This window comes from Bacillus sp. FSL K6-1106 (assembly GCF_038005245.1).
In the GTDB taxonomy this organism is placed as follows: Bacteria; Bacillota; Bacilli; order Bacillales; family Bacillaceae; genus Bacillus; species Bacillus altitudinis.
The window spans coordinates 628745-647052 of the sequence record NZ_JBBOSV010000001.1; the positions used below are offsets into that span (position 1 = coordinate 628745).

General features: G+C 42.6%; 10 protein-coding genes. 1 reads left to right on the forward strand and 9 read right to left on the reverse strand.

Annotation, left to right across the window (positions count from 1 at the left end; all coding sequences use genetic code 11):
- Nucleotides 1-13 precede the first annotated feature (13 nt).
- The 7 genes from dacB to nirB (MHI20_RS03220) all read right to left on the reverse strand — a co-directional run bounded on the left by dacB (nt 14) and on the right by nirB (MHI20_RS03220) (nt 10713).
- A complete protein-coding gene (gene dacB, locus MHI20_RS03190) occupies nt 14-1498 on the reverse strand; it encodes a D-alanyl-D-alanine carboxypeptidase/D-alanyl-D-alanine endopeptidase (RefSeq protein WP_249855730.1) in 1485 nt (494 codons plus the stop codon).
- Between the two features lie 131 nt (nt 1499-1629).
- Nucleotides 1630-2610 carry a pectinesterase family protein gene (locus MHI20_RS03195; protein ID WP_340936683.1) on the reverse strand — a complete coding sequence of 327 codons (981 nt, stop codon included), beginning with the start codon at nt 2608-2610 and terminating at the stop codon, nt 1630-1632.
- Between the two features lie 99 nt (nt 2611-2709).
- Nucleotides 2710-3402, reverse strand: coding sequence for a DUF421 domain-containing protein (locus MHI20_RS03200; protein WP_024718337.1), 693 nt, complete (start codon nt 3400-3402; stop codon nt 2710-2712).
- A gap of 66 nt (nt 3403-3468) precedes the next feature.
- The gene (nirD, locus tag MHI20_RS03205; protein ID WP_008346593.1) at nt 3469-3792 is read right to left on the reverse strand and encodes a nitrite reductase small subunit NirD; all 324 of its coding nucleotides are present in this window, start codon (nt 3790-3792) and stop codon (nt 3469-3471) included.
- 23 nt (nt 3793-3815) lie between these two features.
- Nucleotides 3816-6227 (reverse strand): nitrite reductase large subunit NirB, encoded by a 2412-nt coding sequence (nirB, locus tag MHI20_RS03210; protein ID WP_249855728.1) that lies wholly within the window; start codon nt 6225-6227, stop codon nt 3816-3818.
- Nucleotides 6228-6316: 89 nt separating this feature from the next.
- Nucleotides 6317-8455 (reverse strand): assimilatory nitrate reductase catalytic subunit NasC, encoded by a 2139-nt coding sequence (gene nasC / locus MHI20_RS03215; RefSeq protein WP_340936686.1) that lies wholly within the window; start codon nt 8453-8455, stop codon nt 6317-6319.
- Nucleotides 8452-10713, reverse strand: coding sequence for a nitrite reductase large subunit NirB (gene nirB, locus MHI20_RS03220; protein ID WP_268383830.1), 2262 nt, complete (start codon nt 10711-10713; stop codon nt 8452-8454). The genes nasC and nirB (MHI20_RS03220) overlap by 4 nt, the downstream gene beginning before the upstream one ends.
- Nucleotides 10714-10882: 169 nt before the next feature.
- Here nirB (MHI20_RS03220) and MHI20_RS03225 point away from each other — a divergent pair, with 169 nt between their 5' ends.
- Nucleotides 10883-12085 (forward strand): nitrate/nitrite transporter, encoded by a 1203-nt coding sequence (locus MHI20_RS03225; RefSeq protein ID WP_017367412.1) that lies wholly within the window; start codon nt 10883-10885, stop codon nt 12083-12085.
- Nucleotides 12086-12148: 63 nt separating this feature from the next.
- Here the strand turns inward: MHI20_RS03225 and gltD are convergent, their stop codons facing one another.
- The gene (gltD, locus tag MHI20_RS03230) at nt 12149-13633 is read right to left on the reverse strand and encodes a glutamate synthase small subunit (RefSeq protein WP_047946545.1); all 1485 of its coding nucleotides are present in this window, start codon (nt 13631-13633) and stop codon (nt 12149-12151) included.
- A 16-nt stretch (nt 13634-13649) separates the two neighbouring features.
- A complete protein-coding gene (gltB, locus tag MHI20_RS03235) occupies nt 13650-18221 on the reverse strand; it encodes a glutamate synthase large subunit (protein ID WP_340936689.1) in 4572 nt (1523 codons plus the stop codon).
- Nucleotides 18222-18308 lie beyond the last annotated feature (87 nt).

The window sequence follows — 18308 nt, forward strand, 5'->3', positions numbered from 1 at the left end:
TCTCCTTCTCTGTCTAAAGATCCTCAGCTAACATGCTGACAATGCGGTCTTCTATCTCTTTTCCTTTTTCGTCATCAACGAGATGATTCAATAAGATGGAAAAAGCAAGCGTTTTTCCACTCTGCGTTTCAATATATCCAGATAGTGTGCTGACCGTTGATAGCGTACCTGTTTTTGCACGCACTTTTTCTAGTGTAGCTGGTTCTTTCAATCTGTTTCTTAATGTACCTCCCACCATACGCTCACTTGCCCCAGCTAACGGAAGTGCATGGACATAGGTGTTAAACCATTTTTCCTTTTGAATGTTTGTCAAAAATAACGTGAATTGATTTGCAGAAACAAGGTTAATCGGTGATATGCCTGATCCGTCTCTCAACACAGTCATAGATGCATCTATGCCATAGGCAGGAAGACGTTCATTCAGCACGTCAAGCCCTTTGTCAAAACTCCCTTTGTTCTTTACCCGCTTCCCAAGTTCTTTTAACAGAATTTCTGCATGTGTATTGTTGCTTAATTTCATCATCGGAACAAGAAGATCGGATAAAGGCATTGATGAATGGGAAGCGATTTTTTTCGCTTTTTTAGGAACTTGTTTTGTTTTGAGTGGTCCTTTCAGCTGAATCCCCTCAGCCTTTAATGCTCGTTTCATTAAGTCTAAAGCATACGTTGTCGGTTCCCATAATGCGACCCATTGTTTAGACGAGGATGCTTTTAGCGGAATCGTCCCAGTCAGTGTAATTTTGTTTGTACCGTGAGAGCGTTTAAAAGATATTTTCTTCTTTCCACCTTCTGGCACAGTTTGCACTTGATTGACAACTTGAGCGACGTCAGTCTTCGGGATCATCTCATAGCTGGCCTTCTGCCCTGCTTTCTTTCCCGGCTTAACTTCGAGAATGATCGTTCCTGCATCATAATCCTCATTCGGTGAAGCAGTAAGAGCAGATATTTGAGCGCCGTAATATTGATCTTCATCACTCCACGGCAGATCGATGGAATACCTTGTGTCATCAAACCAAGTATCATCAGCTGCAAGCTGTCCACGAATCGTATGTATTCCGGCCTTTTTGACTTGTTTGGCTAATACGGCAAAATCGCTTTCTAACAATGTCGGGTCTCCAGTGCCTCGGAGATAAAGATTGCCGTGCAATGTTTTTTTGTGAATTGAACCATCTATCCAAACGTCTGTTGGAAAAGTGTGTGTTTCACCCAGTAGATCGAGTGCGATAGCAGATGTGAGTAATTTCATATTAGAAGCAGGAGTCAGACGGATGTCCGCTTGATGTTCATAAAGAAGAGAAGTGTCAGAAGTATCGCGTACGCTGATGCCAGCAATCGTGCCCTCTAGATCAGGTGCTGTTCGAATGAATTCGTCTAAGGAAGTGATCCATTTTGATTGATCATCATGAGCTGTTAGTTGTTCATCTTTCACTGAAAAAGGGAGAAATAACATCGACAAAATACATAGTTGTAAAAACATGACCTGTGAGAAACGTTTCACGCAATCCCTCCTTTTTAGAAAAGCAGCCAAATTTAGCAGATTATGTTCATTATACACAAAAGAACGTTTGTTCTCAAAGGTTTTTTAAACAGAAAAGTCAGCTTTCTTTGACGAAAACTGACAAGCCTCTTTTACCTTTTTTCAGGATTCCAGCCATCGTTTCCGCTAAGTACGGATTGAACGGTGATTTGACTTGCTTCGTTTTTTGTTAATATCGTTGACCACTTCACCCGGTTTGCCACATGACTCCCTGCGCCCGTTGATCCATATTCTTGATATCTAGCCGTTCTTTCGTTGTCTTTGTTCTCCCAGTTATGCCATCCCTCAGCTTTAATATGTTCATCCATTTTTGTTTGGAGGAACGTGACAGCCGAATGAGGTCTCCACGGACGGCCTAAGTACACAGATTGAGACGCAGCCGTTCCTTTATTTAATATGGAATCAATAAAAACGTAGCCATACTTTTGAGCTTCTGTTGTGAATGCCGCTGTAATATACCCGTTTCCAAGACTTTTTATTTCAGCTCTTTTAAATACAGCCGTTGCTGAACCAAAGATGAAGTCAACCGTGCCCTCGATATAGCAATCTTCATAATATTGTCTCCCTGTGCCTGTGGCATAAAGTGTATCTTGATAACCGAGAACACGTACGTGTTTAAACACAGCCCGGTCCCCGGATACATAAAGGGCAACCGCCTGCCCTGCGTTTCTGCCAGCTGTATTTTGAAACGTGATATTTTCTGCGTAAAAATGATTTGCCCGAATCATTGTACTTGAGCTATTGGTTGTGCTCCCGCTGCTTGCATTTGTATCATCATACGTCAGAATCGTCTGATACTGATTTTCTCCAATAAAGGACACATACGGCTTATTTTGCGGAAGGAGAATCTTTTCTTTATACACACCATTTTTAATATATATCGTCGTTTGCTGTTGATTGTTCACTGGTATCGCATCAATGGCAGATTGAACCGTTCGAAATGTCCCATTTCCTTTTTGATCGACAATAAGCACGCGGTTTGTTTGATGGTTGTGTCCAGCTGCTTGCGCATAAGCTGAGTCAAAAAGCAGTAAGGCCAATACCATCATCAGCAGTCGTTTTCCATACTTCATCACACATCTCCCCCTTATATTGTGAACGTTTTCATTGATGTATTCTTTTTGATCCTATTCAGTTATAAAACAAAAAAACACAAAAAAACATCCACTGTGTTAGGTTGTGGATGTTTTTTCATATTTCATCGCATAAATTCCTTCATTCTCAATCCATTCACAAAATAGGACGTCTTTATAGGAGGATATGTGCTGCTTTTTCAATTGCTCTCTCAGCCACGCTTCATCAAATCCAGCTTCCTTTAAATCTTTTCTTAAAATCTCTCCGTCGATAATAAACGTTCTAGGCAATGTGACTTCTTTTCCTTTCACGTTCACATCTTCGGCTGTAGCTGGTGCATATTTCATTTTCGGAAGTACACTCACAGACCCATCCGTTTCCAAAATGGCAAATTCAATTTCATTAAGAGCAAAATGCCCTTTCGCTCGAATCAGCGTCTGCAGCTGATTTAAATCAAGCATATTTTTCTTTAATCGATTGTAGTGAATCTTTCCTTTATCAATCACAAGAGTGGGTCTTCCCTCTAAAAAAGCGCGAATGGATTTGAATTTTTGTGAAAGCCATTCAACTGTGTAGATTAAAACGCCCCAGACTGCAACTGCAAAAAGGATATGTAGCACGCTGACTTCTGGATCAAAAATGGCATTACCGACCATCTCCCCTAAAATCAGTGCAGAAATAAAATCAAACGGCGTGATTTGTGCAAATTGTGTTTTCCCTAATAGCTTTGTAATGGAAAATAAAGCGAAAAATCCGATAAAGAGTTCAATCAAAATATTAAAAAATGGCACACATATACCTTCCTTTCTCACTGCATGTACTTACAGCATGTACAGGAAAGGAAGGTTCTAAACCATTTATGAAGGCAGTAAAATAAAGACGTCGTCTCCCTCAACCAATGCTTCATATGTTTTCACGCATCCATGATCTGGTTCTTGAACATTTCCTGATGAAAGATTGATTTTCCAATCATGCATTGGACAGAAGACATGATCTCCGCTCACCATTCCTTCAGCTAGTACACCGCCTTTATGAGGACAGCGATTTTCAATGGCTTTGAACTGCTTGTTAGAGGTTTGAAAAACAGCTAATTCAAGTGGACCGGCTGCGACTGTTTTCCCTAGCTGCAATGGAAAATCTGATATTGTACCAATATGAACTTTTACAATTGAAACTGTCATCTGATCTCATCCCTTCAATTGATTTAGACGGAAGCAGTTGCCTTTTGAAATAATTGTCTTGTTTCTGTTTCGTTCTCTCGAATCTCTTGCCACGGTTCTTCATAAGTTGAAAGTGCGATGTCCATTCTTTCGATTAATGCTGCACGCCTCTGGTCATCTAGCAGGACCGTTTGGATATGATTCAATCCAAGCCGTTCAACCCAAGCGGATGTTCTTTCTAAATAATTTGCGGTTTCTCTGTAATATTGAAGGTAGGCTGCGGCCATTTGTTCTACTTCTTCTGCTGTACTTACTTTCATTAATAAGTCTCCAGCTCGTAAATGTGTCCCTCCATTCCCGCCAGCATACAATTCAAATCCCCCATCGATACCTACGATGCCAAGATCTTTAATCCCAGATTCAGCACAGTTTCTCGGACAGGCCGATACGGCCATTTTGACTTTGTGCGGTGTGGCAAGTCCTTCAAATTTCTTTTCAAGTGCGATCCCAAGAGAAATGGAATCCTGCGTTCCGAATCTGCAAAATTGTTCTCCAACACATGTTTTGACAGTTCTTAATGATTTTCCGTAAGCATAACCAGACGGCATATCTAAATCAGCCCATACTTTTGGTAAATCTTCTTTTTTGACACCTAAAAGGTCGATTCGCTGCCCTCCAGTCATTTTCACAAGCGGTATCTCATATTTGTCAACGACATCCGCTATTTTTCTCAGGTCATTAGCATTTGTCACACCCCCGTACATACGTGGAACGACCGAATAGGTACCATCGTTTTGGATGTTGGCATGCATTCGTTCATTCACAAATCGCGAGCTTTTTTCATCTTTGTAGTCAAGCGGATACATCATCCCTAAATAGTAATTCAGTGCAGGCCGGCACTTTGAACAGCCTTCTTCTGTTTCCCAGTCAAGTACATTCATCACTTCTTTGACATGCTGCAAACCTTTCTCTTTGATTTCATGAATCACTTCATCTCTTGATAAGGTGGTGCAGGCGCAGATGGTTTCTTTTTGCGCAGTGCGGTTTGCATCATCGCCTAAAGTGTGCCATAAAATCTCTTCCACAACAGATTGACAGCCTCCGCATGATCTAGAAGCACTTGTACATTGCTTGACCTCTTGTATGGTCGTTAGGCCTTCTTTTTGAATAGCTGCCACTATTTGACCTTTTGAGACACCATTACAGCCGCAAACGATATGGTCGTTTGCCATTTGTTCAATCGTGTTTTCTTGCGCCAGCTCATTTGATGTTAAGACAGATACTTTTTCCATATCTGACATATCAACACCTTCTCTAATGTACGAGAATAAACGTGGTCCATCGCTTGTTTCTCCAAACATGACGGCGCCGACTAATCGGTTTTGCTGGAAGACTAGTTTTTGATAAATACCTTGCTGTTCATCAAAAATTTTAATCGCTTTTTTCTCATCGTTTTCGATAAAATCTCCAGCTGAAAATACATCAACCCCTGATACTTTCAGCTGTGTCGATAGAACAGATCCTTCATAAGGCGTCGGGGCCATATCACAAACATGCTTCGCAAGCACGTTTGCTTGATCGTATAATGGCGCGACAAGACCGTACGTTTGTCCTCTATGTTCAACACATTCTCCAACTGCGTAAATCCGCGGGACACTTGTTTCCATGAAATTATTGACGATAATCCCCCGGTTCACTTCAATGCCGCTCGTTTCGGCAAGCTTGTGATTCGGTTTAATTCCTGCTGCCATGACCACCATATCTGTCTCTAATGTAGAACCATCTGAAAATGTTAGCCCTTCTACTCTTGTATCTCCTAAAATTTCATTTGTCTGTTTTCCTAATAAAAAGCTCATGCCTTGTTTTTCTAATGCTGTTTGCAGAAGTTGACCTGCCACCGGATCGAGCTGCCGGTCCATTAGATGAGAGCCAAGATGAATGACGGTCACTTCCATACCTAAGTTTAATAGACCACGCGCGGCTTCAAGTCCAAGGAGTCCGCCTCCAATGACGGCTGCTTTTTTGTACATCATAGATGCTTTGACCATTTCCTCTGTGTCTTGTAATGTACGAAAAGCTGTTACCCCTTTTTTATCGCTCCCTGGAATGGGCGGGATGAACGGGAGTGACCCTGTCGCTAAAATTAAACGGTCATAATGCACGGTCCGTCCTTGATCACTCATAACGGTTTGATTGTCTGGATCGATCTTCACAATGGTCTCATTTGTAAACAGCTGAATATGATGTTCCTTGTACCAATTCCAATCGTTTAACGTAATATCCTCTGTCTTTGTATCCCCTTGGAGAACTTTCGATAAAAGAATCCGATTATAGTTAGGATACGGCTCAGTTCCAAATACAGTCATGTCGAATCGTTCATTGTCTGTTTTTAAAATGTTTTCGAGCGTTCGGATACCAGCCATACCATTCCCTACTAATACGAGTTTTTCTTTCATGAAAAACACCCCTCATGTGATCGTTTTTTAGAAAGTACCATAATCTAAACAAAGATGGAAAATACATGTTAAAATTTCTCACATAGTTTTCAATTCTTGTAGGCTGACAGCTGTACAGGACAATATTTAAAACCTGGCATTTTACTGTGTGGATCTAACTGTTTACCAATTAATAGGTTAATGGATTGATGTTTATTCCAGTGAAATGGAACAAACACAGTATCTTTTCGGGTGGTATCTGTTATGTGGCACCTCATGATGACACTACCTCGTTTTGACTGGATGGTGACGAGTTCCCCGTGCTGAATCCCGTAAGCTTCGGCTGTATCAGGATGAAGCTCTACATAAGCTTCAAACTGCCGGGCAACAAGAGAGGTGCTTTTTCTTGTTTGAACGCCCGTTTGGTAATGAGCCATCACCCTGCCGGTCGTTAAATAGAGTGGATATTCTGGACTGACTGGTTCTTTTGCACCCTGTTGTCCATGTGCAACGACTGCAAATTTTGATAATTGATCAGGATGTGAGAATTGATGCTCAAACAGTCTTTCTGTTCCTCGGTCTTCCAAATGAGAGCAGGGCCATAATATGCCTTGCGTCTTCCTTAACCTGTCATAGGTCATACCGGAATAATCGGCTTTGGCTCCTTTCGTTGCTGTTCTCAATTCCTCAAAGATGTCTTCTGCAGATGAAAAAGAAAAAGAGCCGCCTTTGCCTAATACTGCTGCTATATCACAAATGATTTGCCAATCGTGCTTTCTTTGGTGTTTGAGTGGATAGGTTGCTTCTCTCAGCGTAACGCGTCCTTCTATGTTCGTCATGGTCCCTTCGTCCTCTAAATATGACGAAGCTGGTAAAATAACATCTGCGAGTGCAGCCGTCTCAGAGATAAATAAATCAATTGCGACAAAAAAGGACAGCTGCTCGATGGCTTTTTTGATAAAACTTGCATGCGGACCTGATTGAACGGGATTAGAACACATTAAAAAGAGCGCTTTTATCTCTCCTTTCTGCATTTTTTCAAACATTTCAAAAGCAGATACACCTTTTCCAGGCAGTTCTTTTTCATCGATCTTCCATATTTCAGCCATTTCTTTTCTATGTACTGGGTTTGTGATATCACGGTAACCAGGAAGCTGATCTGCTTTTTGTCCATGCTCTCTTGCACCCTGTCCATTTCCTTGCCCAGTAATGGCACCATAGCCACACCCAATCCGGCCAATTTTCCCTGTAACAAGCAGAATATTCAGGAAATTACGAACGGATGCTGTCCCGTCTATTTGCTGCTCAATGCCTCTTGCAGTCAGAATCATGCCTGTTTTTTCGCGGGCGAATTTTCTCGCTATTTTTTGAATGACTTTCATCGATACACCGGTTTGCTGCGTAATGTTTTGCAGGGACATGTGTGAAATATGCTGTTTCATTTCTTGAAAACCAGATGTTCGTTTTTTAATAAATTCTTCGTCTAGTAACTGTTCATGAAGCATGACGTGTAAGATTCCATTTGCGAGTGCAGCATCTGACCCAGGCCTTAAGCTGACATGTAAGTCAGCTAGTTTGGCTGTTGCTGTTTTTCGCGGATCGATCACGATGAGAAATGCCCCGTTCTTTTTAGCTTCTTCCAAGTACGGTATGAGGGTCGGCTGACATTCCGCTATATTGGTTCCAACCAATAGTAAAACCCGGGCATGCTTGATGTCACGAAGCGGAAATGTTAGACCCCGATCAAGTCCAAATGTTTGGTTAGCTGCTGTTGCTGCTGAAGACATACACAGTCTTCCATTGTAATCAATGTATTTCGTTTTAAGGGCGACCCTTGCAAATTTTCCGAGTAAATAAGCTTCTTCATTTGTAATCGATGCACTACCATAAACACTGATAGCATCGTTCCCATGTTCCGTCTGAAGGGTTTGAGTGCGTGCTTTGATTTCGTCAAGTGCCTCCTGCCAACTCACTTTGACAAATTGACCGTTTCTTTTGATGAGGGGGTGATTCAATCGTTCCTTGTGCAGTGCGTGCTGGTGAGCATGCTGCCCTTTCATACAGATCCTGCCGAACGTGGTTGGATTATGAATACCTATCGTCTGGTAGCGTGTTCGCCCTTCTGCGTGCTGCTCGACTAATTGCATTTTGCACTGCATACTGCAAAACGGACATTGAGATGGGAACACCCTTTTTCGCTCTTGCTGCTCTGATGTTTGCTGCACATATTGTAAAAAAGATTGATTCATACATTCACACCCTTTTGTCTACTTTGCTCAAATTGCTCGCAGAGCTCTTCTCTCATTTCCTCATCGAGCAATTTTTCTCGGATGGAAATGCTGCCGTTTTTTTGGATCCAGTCTCCAATAGATTCTTGAAAATATGCACGTTTTCTATAGTCTTCAAGCAGTGCTTTTAAAAAAGGAATCAGCTCATCCGTTCGGCTCACAGAATAAAAAAGCTGACCTGCCTTAGGTTGACGTATGCTGCCTCCTATATAAATGTCCCATTCATCCAGCTGCTTCTTGATGCAGATGTCATAGATGGGGCTGAAATGACATACGCAGGAAGGACCAGCGATATGAATCGATGTGACTGCAGGTAAAAGCGTGTTTTCTAGTTGTCTTTCGATCTCCATGACAAGTGTTGTGACAGATGGATCGTGACGACAATCACATGAAAGAACATGAGAAAGTCTCTTGCTTTCCTGTGGCATGATGTGTCCATGTTCTTTTACAATATGGGCGGCCTCTTGTGAAATACCGATCAGCCGAATTCGTTTATTCTCCGTTAGTTCTACGTGCTGAATTTGCTTTTGCTCTAATAATTCGGTTATCATCTGTAAAAATGTCAGATCAAGACGGCCACCATATAACTGAGGCATTAGTATGTGCTCATGATCTGATGGGCTGTCTTTTACGAAAAGATCTTGAAACTGCTCAAGATAGTATGGAATGGCTGCTCGGCACTTGTCACAGCCGTTATCTGTCATCCAATCAAATTGTCTTCTTACTTGCTCTTCATTCAGCGGCTGCTGATTTTTTATATACGAAAAAATGGTCTGTTTCTCTACATTTGTGCACGAGCAAAACGTGTCCAGTGCTTCCGTTAGCTGATTTGATGAGACATGGCAGCAGGCACGAACAAGCTCTTGACAGCCTCCGCAGCCCGTTGCGGCCCCTGTCTGTTTTTTTATCTCTTCTAAATTTGTCAGCTGATGGACCGATATGCTTTTGAATATCGCTCCCTTCGTCACCGTGTGGCATTGGCAGATGAGATCCTCTGTTTTTAATGAATCTAAAGGGGATATCTGCTCTTCATTCAGTGATTTCATGACTACGCTTTTATCACGCCCCACTTTTACATCCTGCAAAAGCTGCTCAGCTCTCTCAAGTTGACCAACTAATACAACGCCTGTGAGCACATCATGTTCAAACACTAGTTTTTTATATACTTCTTGTTCTTCATCTAAGTAAGTCACCACTGAAGCGGAGGGGGATCGGTTTACAATACTGCCAGCAGAATAAATAGATATGTCATTTGCTTTCAATTTTGTTGAATAAATGGCAGGAGGTAAATTCATGACCAGTTCATCTAATAAATGATTCGCAAGCACGTTTGCTTGTTCATAAATAGGCTGCACAAGACCGTGCACCATCCCCTTATGCTCTGCACATTCTCCAATAGCATAAATATTCTCAACGTTTGTCTGCATGACATCATTTACAACAATGGCTTTTCTTGTATGAATGCCGTGCTGTTTTGCAAGCTCTATATTCGGACGGACCCCTGTTGTGAAAACCACGAGATCAGCATCCACGATGTCTCCACTTTTTAACAGAACGCCTTCTACTCTCTCGTTTCCTAAACATGCAATCGTATGAGCATTTGTTTTTACCTGAATCCCCTTGCGACTTAATTGTTGAGACAAAAGCCCTGCAGCTGTTTCATCTAATTGGCGTTGCATAAGCCAATCCGTGTGATGAATCAAGGTTGTCTTCAGTCCAGCGATCTGTAAACCAGCGGCCACTTCCACACCAAGTACACCACCTCCAATGACTGCTGCACGCTCATAGCGTAAAGAATCAGCGTAAATGGCCTCATAATCGTCAATCGTACGAAAAGCATAGACCCCTTTTTTGGATACGCCTTGTATAGGCAGAAAATGAGGCGATGAGCCTGTGGCGATAACCAGTTTGTCATACGGGATATTCCGGCGTGCTTCTGTCATGAGCAATTGACGCTTTGTATCGATGTGGACAACTGCTTCGCCTGTTTGGATGGTGATGTCATGTTTGGTGTACCATTCTTTTGGCTTTAGTTCAATCTGAGACAATGATTCACTTTTTTGTAAAACCGATGAAAGTTTTATTCGATTGTAAGCTGGGTGCTTCTCTTTTCCAATGATTGTGATGGAATAGCGTTCTGGCTGTTTCTTTACAATATGTTCGATACATTTCATACTCGCCATGCCGTTTCCGATAAACAAGAGTTTACGTTTTGCCATGTGAGATCAACCTTTCTAGCTTTTTGCGCCAAAGCAATGTTTGCCTAGATTATGGCACACATTTGTAAAAAAGTGTTTATCCATGTCATTTTTTCTAACACAATACTTCCATACCTTCTATCAACTCGCTATCTTTAAGTCAGAAAATTCAAAATAAAGGAGGGGTTTTGTGAAACTCTCAGAATTGACTTCTAGTGGTCATCCTAAGACATTGTTTGGTTCATTTTTATATTTTGATGTGAGTTTCATGATTTGGGTTTTACTGGGGGCACTCGGTGCTTTTATTGCACAAGATTTTGCCTTATCGACAATAGAAAAAGGCATGATTGTAGCCATTCCGATTTTATCTGGATCTTTTTTTCGAATTGTGCTAGGCCTATTAACAGACCGAATGGGACCTAAAAAAACAGCGATGATGGGCATGATTTTGACCACCATTCCGCTTATATGGGGGTTTTTCGGTGGTACAACCCTTTCAGAGCTAGTACTGATCGGGATTTTATTAGGGGTTGCAGGTGCGAGTTTTGCGGTCGCTTTACCGATGGCAAGCCGCTGGTACCCTCCTCATTTACAAGGGGTAGCGATGGGAATTGCCGGCGCCGGAAACAGCGGAACACTGATCTCGACACTCTTTGGACCAAGGCTTGCGGAGATGTATGGCTGGCATACAGTGATGGGGCTCGCTCTTATTCCTTTAAGTTTCGTCTTTTTGTTTTTTATTTTCACAGCAAAAGATGCACCAAACCAGCCGGCCCCTCAGCCGCTTCGGTCCTATTTTTCAGTCTTTAAAGTAAAGACAACGTGGTTTTTCTGTCTTCTTTATGCAATTACATTCGGTGGTTTTGTCGGCCTTTCAAGTTTCTTGAGTATTTTCTTTGTGGACCAATATGCGATTTCGAAAATTCATGCCGGTGATTTTGTGACGCTTTGCGTGGCGGCAGGCAGCTTCTTTCGGCCAGTTGGCGGTTTGATTGCCGATAAAATTGGCGGGATGAAAGTACTGCTCGGTTTATTTGCTTTGATTGGTATCTGTTTAGGGGCAGTGAGTAGTCTACCTGCTTTACCAGTGGTCATTGCGCTTTTATTTGTCGGAATGATGTGTCTTGGTATGGGGAATGGGGCGGTGTTCCAGCTTGTGCCGCAAGTGTTTCATAAGGAAATTGGGATTGTGACTGGAATTGTAGGGGCTGCAGGCGGCATTGGGGGATTCTTTTTACCAAACGTTCTTGGCAGTTTAAAAGAAATGACGGGCTCCTATACGTTTGGCTTTTTGACCATTTCTCTTTTTGTTCTTGCTGTCTTCCTCTGTTTGGTTGTATCCCAGTTCAAACGTAAAAAAGTCATTATCCAGCCAACCATGTCTGAATCATAAAAAGCCATGACCACTCTTTGGTCATGGCTTTTCTCTATATATGGTAAACACCCTTTGTTTGACCTATTTTGGCAGAACCGAACTCCCCATTAAATAACGGTCTACCTCGTGCGCCACTTGTCTGCCTTCGTTAATTGCCCAGACAATTAAGCTTTGACCGCGTCTTGCATCTCCCGCTGCAAATACGCCTTCTACATTCGTTGTATATTCCCCATATTTTGCGTCAATCCGATTGTTTTTGCTGTCCACGCCAAAGTGTTTCACTAGTGGCTGTTCAGTTCCCTCAAAACCAATCGCAATAAAGACTAGCTGAGCTGGCCATACCTTCTCTGTTCCTGGAATCTCATGAAATTCAAACTTCCCTTGCTCGTTTTTCACCTTTTCCATTTGAATGGTATGAAGCTCTTTTAACTTCCCATTTTTATCAGCCACAATCTTTGTGGTTTGAATCGAATATTGGCGCGGGTCTTCTCCAAATTTTGCTTGTGCTTCTTCGTAAGCATAATCTAGAGAGAAGACATAAGGCTGTTCTGGCCACATGTTATCCCCTACACGTGTATCTGGAAGCTTTGGATGCTTTCCGAATTGAACAACACTTTTTGCTTTTTGGCGAAGTGCAGTTGCGACGCAGTCAGCGCCTGTATCTCCTCCGCCAATCACAATGACGTCTTTCCCTTTTGCGTCAATAAAGTTTTTATCTTTGAATCCTGAATCAAGCATGCTTTTTGTTGCGAGTGTTAAATAATCCATTGCCAGGTGAATCCCTTTTGCTTCCCTGCCTTCAATTAACAGGTCACGCTGCTTTTGTGCACCTGTACAAAGGATGACCGCATCAAATTGCTCTTTCAGTTCATCAGCCGTGATATCCACACCAATTTCTGTATTGGTCACAAAGTCAATGCCTTCTTGTCTTAAAAGTTTGACTCTTCGCTCCACGACTTCTTTGTCGAGCTTCATATTCGGAATACCATAAGTGAGCAGTCCTCCTAGACGATCAGATCGTTCAAACACGGTTACAGCGTGTCCTGCTTGGTTTAGTTGGTCTGCACTTGCCATTCCTGCTGGTCCTGATCCGACAATGGCGATCTTTTTCCCTGTACGACTTGAAGGAATTCTTGGTGTAATCCAGCCATTTTCAAAACCTTTATCAATGATCGTCCGTTCGATATTTTTAATCGATACTGCTGGATCATTGATCGCGACGGTACATGAGCCTTCACAAGGTGCTGGACATACTCTTCCAGTAAATTCAGGGAAATTGTTCGTTTTTTGTAGTCTTTCAAGCGCTTCTTTCCATCTGCCCCGGTAGACAAGGTCATTCCATTCTGGAATTAAATTGTAGATCGGGCAGCCAGAAACGCCGCCCCTGATCTCCATTCCAATTTGACAAAACGGTGTTCCGCAATCCATACATCTAGCACCCTGCTGTTTCAATACCTCATCTGTATAAGGAGCTGAATATTCTTTCCAGTCATTTTGACGAGTGAGAGGGTCACGTTCATTTGGCTTTTCTCTTTTATAATCCATAAAACCTGTTGCTTTGCCCATTGTCCTCTCCCCTTTCTTAATGAGCGACGGCTGCTTTTTGCCCGTTTGCCGTTTCTTTATTTTTCGGTTTTGTGTTTGCTTCAAATGCGAACATAACAGCTTCCTCGTGGCTGAGGCCTGCTTGTTTTTGTTCCTCAATGCATTGAAGCATCATTTTGTAGTTTCTCGGAATGATCTTAATGAATTGATTCTTTTCTTGTGCCCAGTTCTCTAGAAGCGCTGCTGCTTTTGAGCTGTTTGTATAATCAAGGTGTTCCTGAATCATTTGCTTCACTTCTTGTTCTTCTTCGTGATCTGTGAGTTTTTCAAACATGATCATTTCCATGTTACACATTCTTTTGAACTGTTTTGCATCGGATGTATGCACGTAAGCGATACCGCCAGACATCCCTGCGCCAAAGTTCTTCCCAACGTCACCTAAAATGACAACACGTCCGCCAGTCATGTATTCACAGCCGTGATCACCGATTCCTTCAACGACCACATTGACACCTGAATTACGCACGGCAAAACGTTCACCTGCACGACCGTTAATAAACGCTTTTCCGCTTGTCGCGCCGTAAAATGCAACGTTACCGACAATCACGTTCTCATGTCCATTTTGTACAAAGTGATCAGATGTTTTGACAGCAATTTTGCCTCCAGAGAGTCCTTTGCCGATATAGTCATTTGAGTCACCTGTTAAATATAAAGACATCCCCTTTGGAACAAATGCGCCGAAGCTTTGTCCAGCTGAACCAGTGAACCGAAGTGTGATCGTATCCTCTGGCAGACCTTCTTCTCCGTAGCGCTTAGACACTTCACTGCCCGTAATCGTTCCAGCTACACGGTGAATGTTGCGAATGTTTAGTGACAGATCAACCGGTGTTTGATGATCGAGCGCTTCCTGTACATAAGGGAGAATCTCATTCATATCCAGTGATTCATCAATTTTATGATTTTGCGGCGTTCTGAATGTGCGTGGTCCCTCTGGCTGATATAGCAGGGTTTCAAGGTTCAGCTGTCCTGCTTTCCAGTGTGCTTTTGCTCTTTCACTTACTGATAAAACATCCGTACGCCCAATCAATTCATCCATTGATGTAAAGCCAAGTTCAGCTAAAATTTCTCTTACTTCCTCTGCAATAAACATCATGAAGTTGACAATGTGATCAGGGTCACCCATGAATTTTTTGCGAAGTTCTGGGTTTTGAGTAGCGACTCCGACTGGGCAAGTATCTAAATGACATGCTCTCATCATGACGCATCCTAATACGACAAGTGGAGCTGTCGCAAAGCCGTATTCTTCTGCTCCTAAAATCGCAGCCATGACAACGTCGCGTCCTGTCATTAATTTGCCATCCGTTTCAAGAACGACTCGCTCTCGAAGGCCGTTTAAGACAAGGGTTTGATGCGCTTCTGCCAATCCAAGCTCCCAAGGAAGTCCTGTATGTTTAATACTTGTTTTCGGAGAAGCTCCAGTACCGCCATCATATCCACTAATTACGATGACATCCGCTGTCCCTTTTGCGACACCTGCTGCAATCGTACCAACGCCAGCTTTAGAAACTAGCTTGACACTGATGCGTGCATCACGGTTTGCGTTTTTCAAATCATGGATCAATTGAGCCAAATCCTCGATTGAATAAATATCATGGTGAGGCGGTGGTGAGATTAGGCCAACACCTGGCGTAGAACCACGTACGTCTGCGACCCAAGGATATACTTTATTTCCTGGCAGCTGTCCGCCTTCTCCCGGCTTTGCACCTTGCGCCATTTTAATTTGCAGTTCATCTGCATTGACTAAATAATGACTTTTCACGCCAAAGCGGCCAGAAGCAATCTGTTTAATCGCACTTCTGCGATCATCCCCGTGCTCATCTACTGTGAAGCGTGCAGGGTCTTCCCCGCCTTCTCCGCTGTTGCTTTTGCCGCCAATTCGGTTCATCGCAATCGCTAGTGCTTCATGCGCTTCTTTACTTAGTGAACCAAATGACATCGCACCTGTCTTAAAGCGGCGTACAATGGATTCAGCAGATTCAACTTCTTCTAGACGAACTGGCTTTTGTTTTGAACGAAAAGCAAATAGATTTCTAAGGAAACCAATTCGTTCTTCATCCGCCGCCTTCGTATATTGCTTAAATAGATCATAATCTTCGTTGCGGCATGCCCACTGAAGGGTATGAATGGTTTTTGGATTAAAGGCATGATGCTCTCCATTTTTTCTCCACTGGAACTCACTGCCTGATTCTAGCGTTTGATCAGTTGATGCCTGATACCCAGCCTCATGACGAAGCTTTGCTTCACTTGCAATGGTGTCAAGATCAATACCGCCTAGCTGAGAAGCTGTTCCTGTGAAATACGCCTGGATGACATCTTCACTAATGCCGACTGCTTCAAAAATTTGTGCGCCTCGATAGCTTTGGACAGTGGAAATTCCCACTTTAGACATTACTTTAACTACGCCCTCAGTCACACTTTTCCCAAACTTTGTGACAGCTTCATCAAAGCTAATCGCAATCGCTTCTTCAGCAATAAGCTGTTTGTATGTTTCGTAAACGAGGTACGGATGGATCGCATCTGCACCGTAGCCAATCAGTGCCGCAAAATGATGAACCTCTCTTACTTCTCCAGATTCGACGATTAAGCTCACCTTTGTTCGTAAGCCTTGACGCACAAGATGCTGATGAAGTGCACTCAATGCAAGAAGTGGTGGAATCGGCACTTTTTCTTCCGTCATGTCACGATCGGAAAGAATTAGTAAAGATACCCCTTCACGAATGGCTTTTTCTGCCTCTTCAAACATCGCATCAAGACCACGTTTTAGGTCATCAGTGAAAAGTGTATGAATCGTTTTGCTTTTAAAGGCGTTATGAACAATCGTTTTCAAGCCGTTGAACTGCCCGCTTGTTAAAACAGGTGTATAAAGTTTAATTCTTCGGCATGAATATTCATTTGGATGTAAAATATCTCCCTCAGTACCTAACCAAGTCATGGTCGATGTAACGAGCTGCTCACGAATGGCATCAATTGGCGGGTTCGTGACTTGAGCAAACAGCTGTTTAAAATAAGAAAACAGCGACTGCGCACGATCTGATAACACAGCAAGCGGTGTATCACTTCCCATTGAGCCGATTGGGTCCTTGCCTTCTTCAAGTAAAGGAATTAAATACTTTTGAATGTCTTCGTACGTATAATGGAAAGCACGCTGACGTGTTAACAAATCACTCATTATACTAGAATTTTCTGAATTTTCTTCAGAGCGATTGACGTGAACCATTTCTTCATCGAGCCATTTTTGATAAGGAAGTTCATTCGCAATCGAAGATTTCACTTCTTCATCAGAAATAATGCGTCCTTCTTCTAAATCGATTAACAGCATTTTACCTGGTTCAAGACGGTCTTTATACTTCACATCTTCTTCATTTGTGTCGATGACGCCGACCTCAGATGAGAAAATGATATGATCGTCATTTGTTACGTAGTATCTCGCAGGTCTTAATCCGTTCCGATCTAAGATGGCGCCGATTTGTTTACCATCCGTAAACGAAATCGCTGTCGGGCCATCCCACGGCTCCATTAACGAACTATGATATTCATAAAATGCCCGTTTCTCTTTAGACATGTGCGTATTCTCCGTCCACGGCTCAGGAATCAGCATCATCGCTGTATGAGCAGGAGTACGCCCTGCAAGCACGAAAAATTCAAAGGCATTGTCTAAAATGGATGAATCACTTCCGTCTGCATTCAGCACTGGCAAAATCTTGTCTAGATCTTCTCCGAAGGCTTCAGACACAAATTGTTGTTCTCTTGCTCTCATCCAATTGATGTTTCCTCTTAATGTGTTGATTTCTCCGTTATGAATTAAGTAACGGTTTGGATGCGCTCGTTCCCATGTCGGGAATGTATTTGTACTAAATCTTGAATGAACGAGTGAAAATGCAGAAACAAATGTTTCATCCTGTAGATCAAGATAAAAAGCATCAACTTGATCTGATGTTAAAAGCCCCTTATATACAATGGTTTGACTAGACAGACTGACAAAGTAAAATTGTTTTTCTTCTGCTGTTCCCCAGTTTTCAGCCTGCTTACGGATGACGTATAATTTTCGTTCAAATGACAAACGGTCTGTTACGTTGTCGTTTGCTCCGATGAACACTTGCCGGACAACCGGACAGCTCTTCGCTGCAACCGTTCCAATTTTCCCAGCATCAACAGGGACCGTTCTCCAGCCAATTAATGTTTGCCCTTCTTGTTTAATGAAGCCGTTGATCTTTTGTTCGATCGCTTGACGCGTTTTGGCATCATCATCTTTTGAAAAGAACACCATTCCTACCCCGTAACGGCCCTTTTCAGGAAGTGCAAAGTCTTGGCAGTTCTTTCTAAAAAAAGCGTCTGGCAGTTGTACCATTAATCCGGCACCATCACCTGTATACGGATCACTGCCTTGCCCGCCGCGGTGATCAAGCTGGCACAGCATTTGCAATCCCTTTTTGACGATGCTATGTGTCGCCTCCCCTTTTAAATGGGCGTACAGTCCGATTCCACATGCATCATGTTCAAATTCAGGACGGTAGAGACCTTGTGGTTGTGGTAGTTGATTATAAGTCATCGTTTCTCTCCCCCGTTTAAAAGATCCGTTTTTTCACAGTAATAAAATCTCACAAACTCTGTAACTTATTTTAAGTTTTCAAATTAA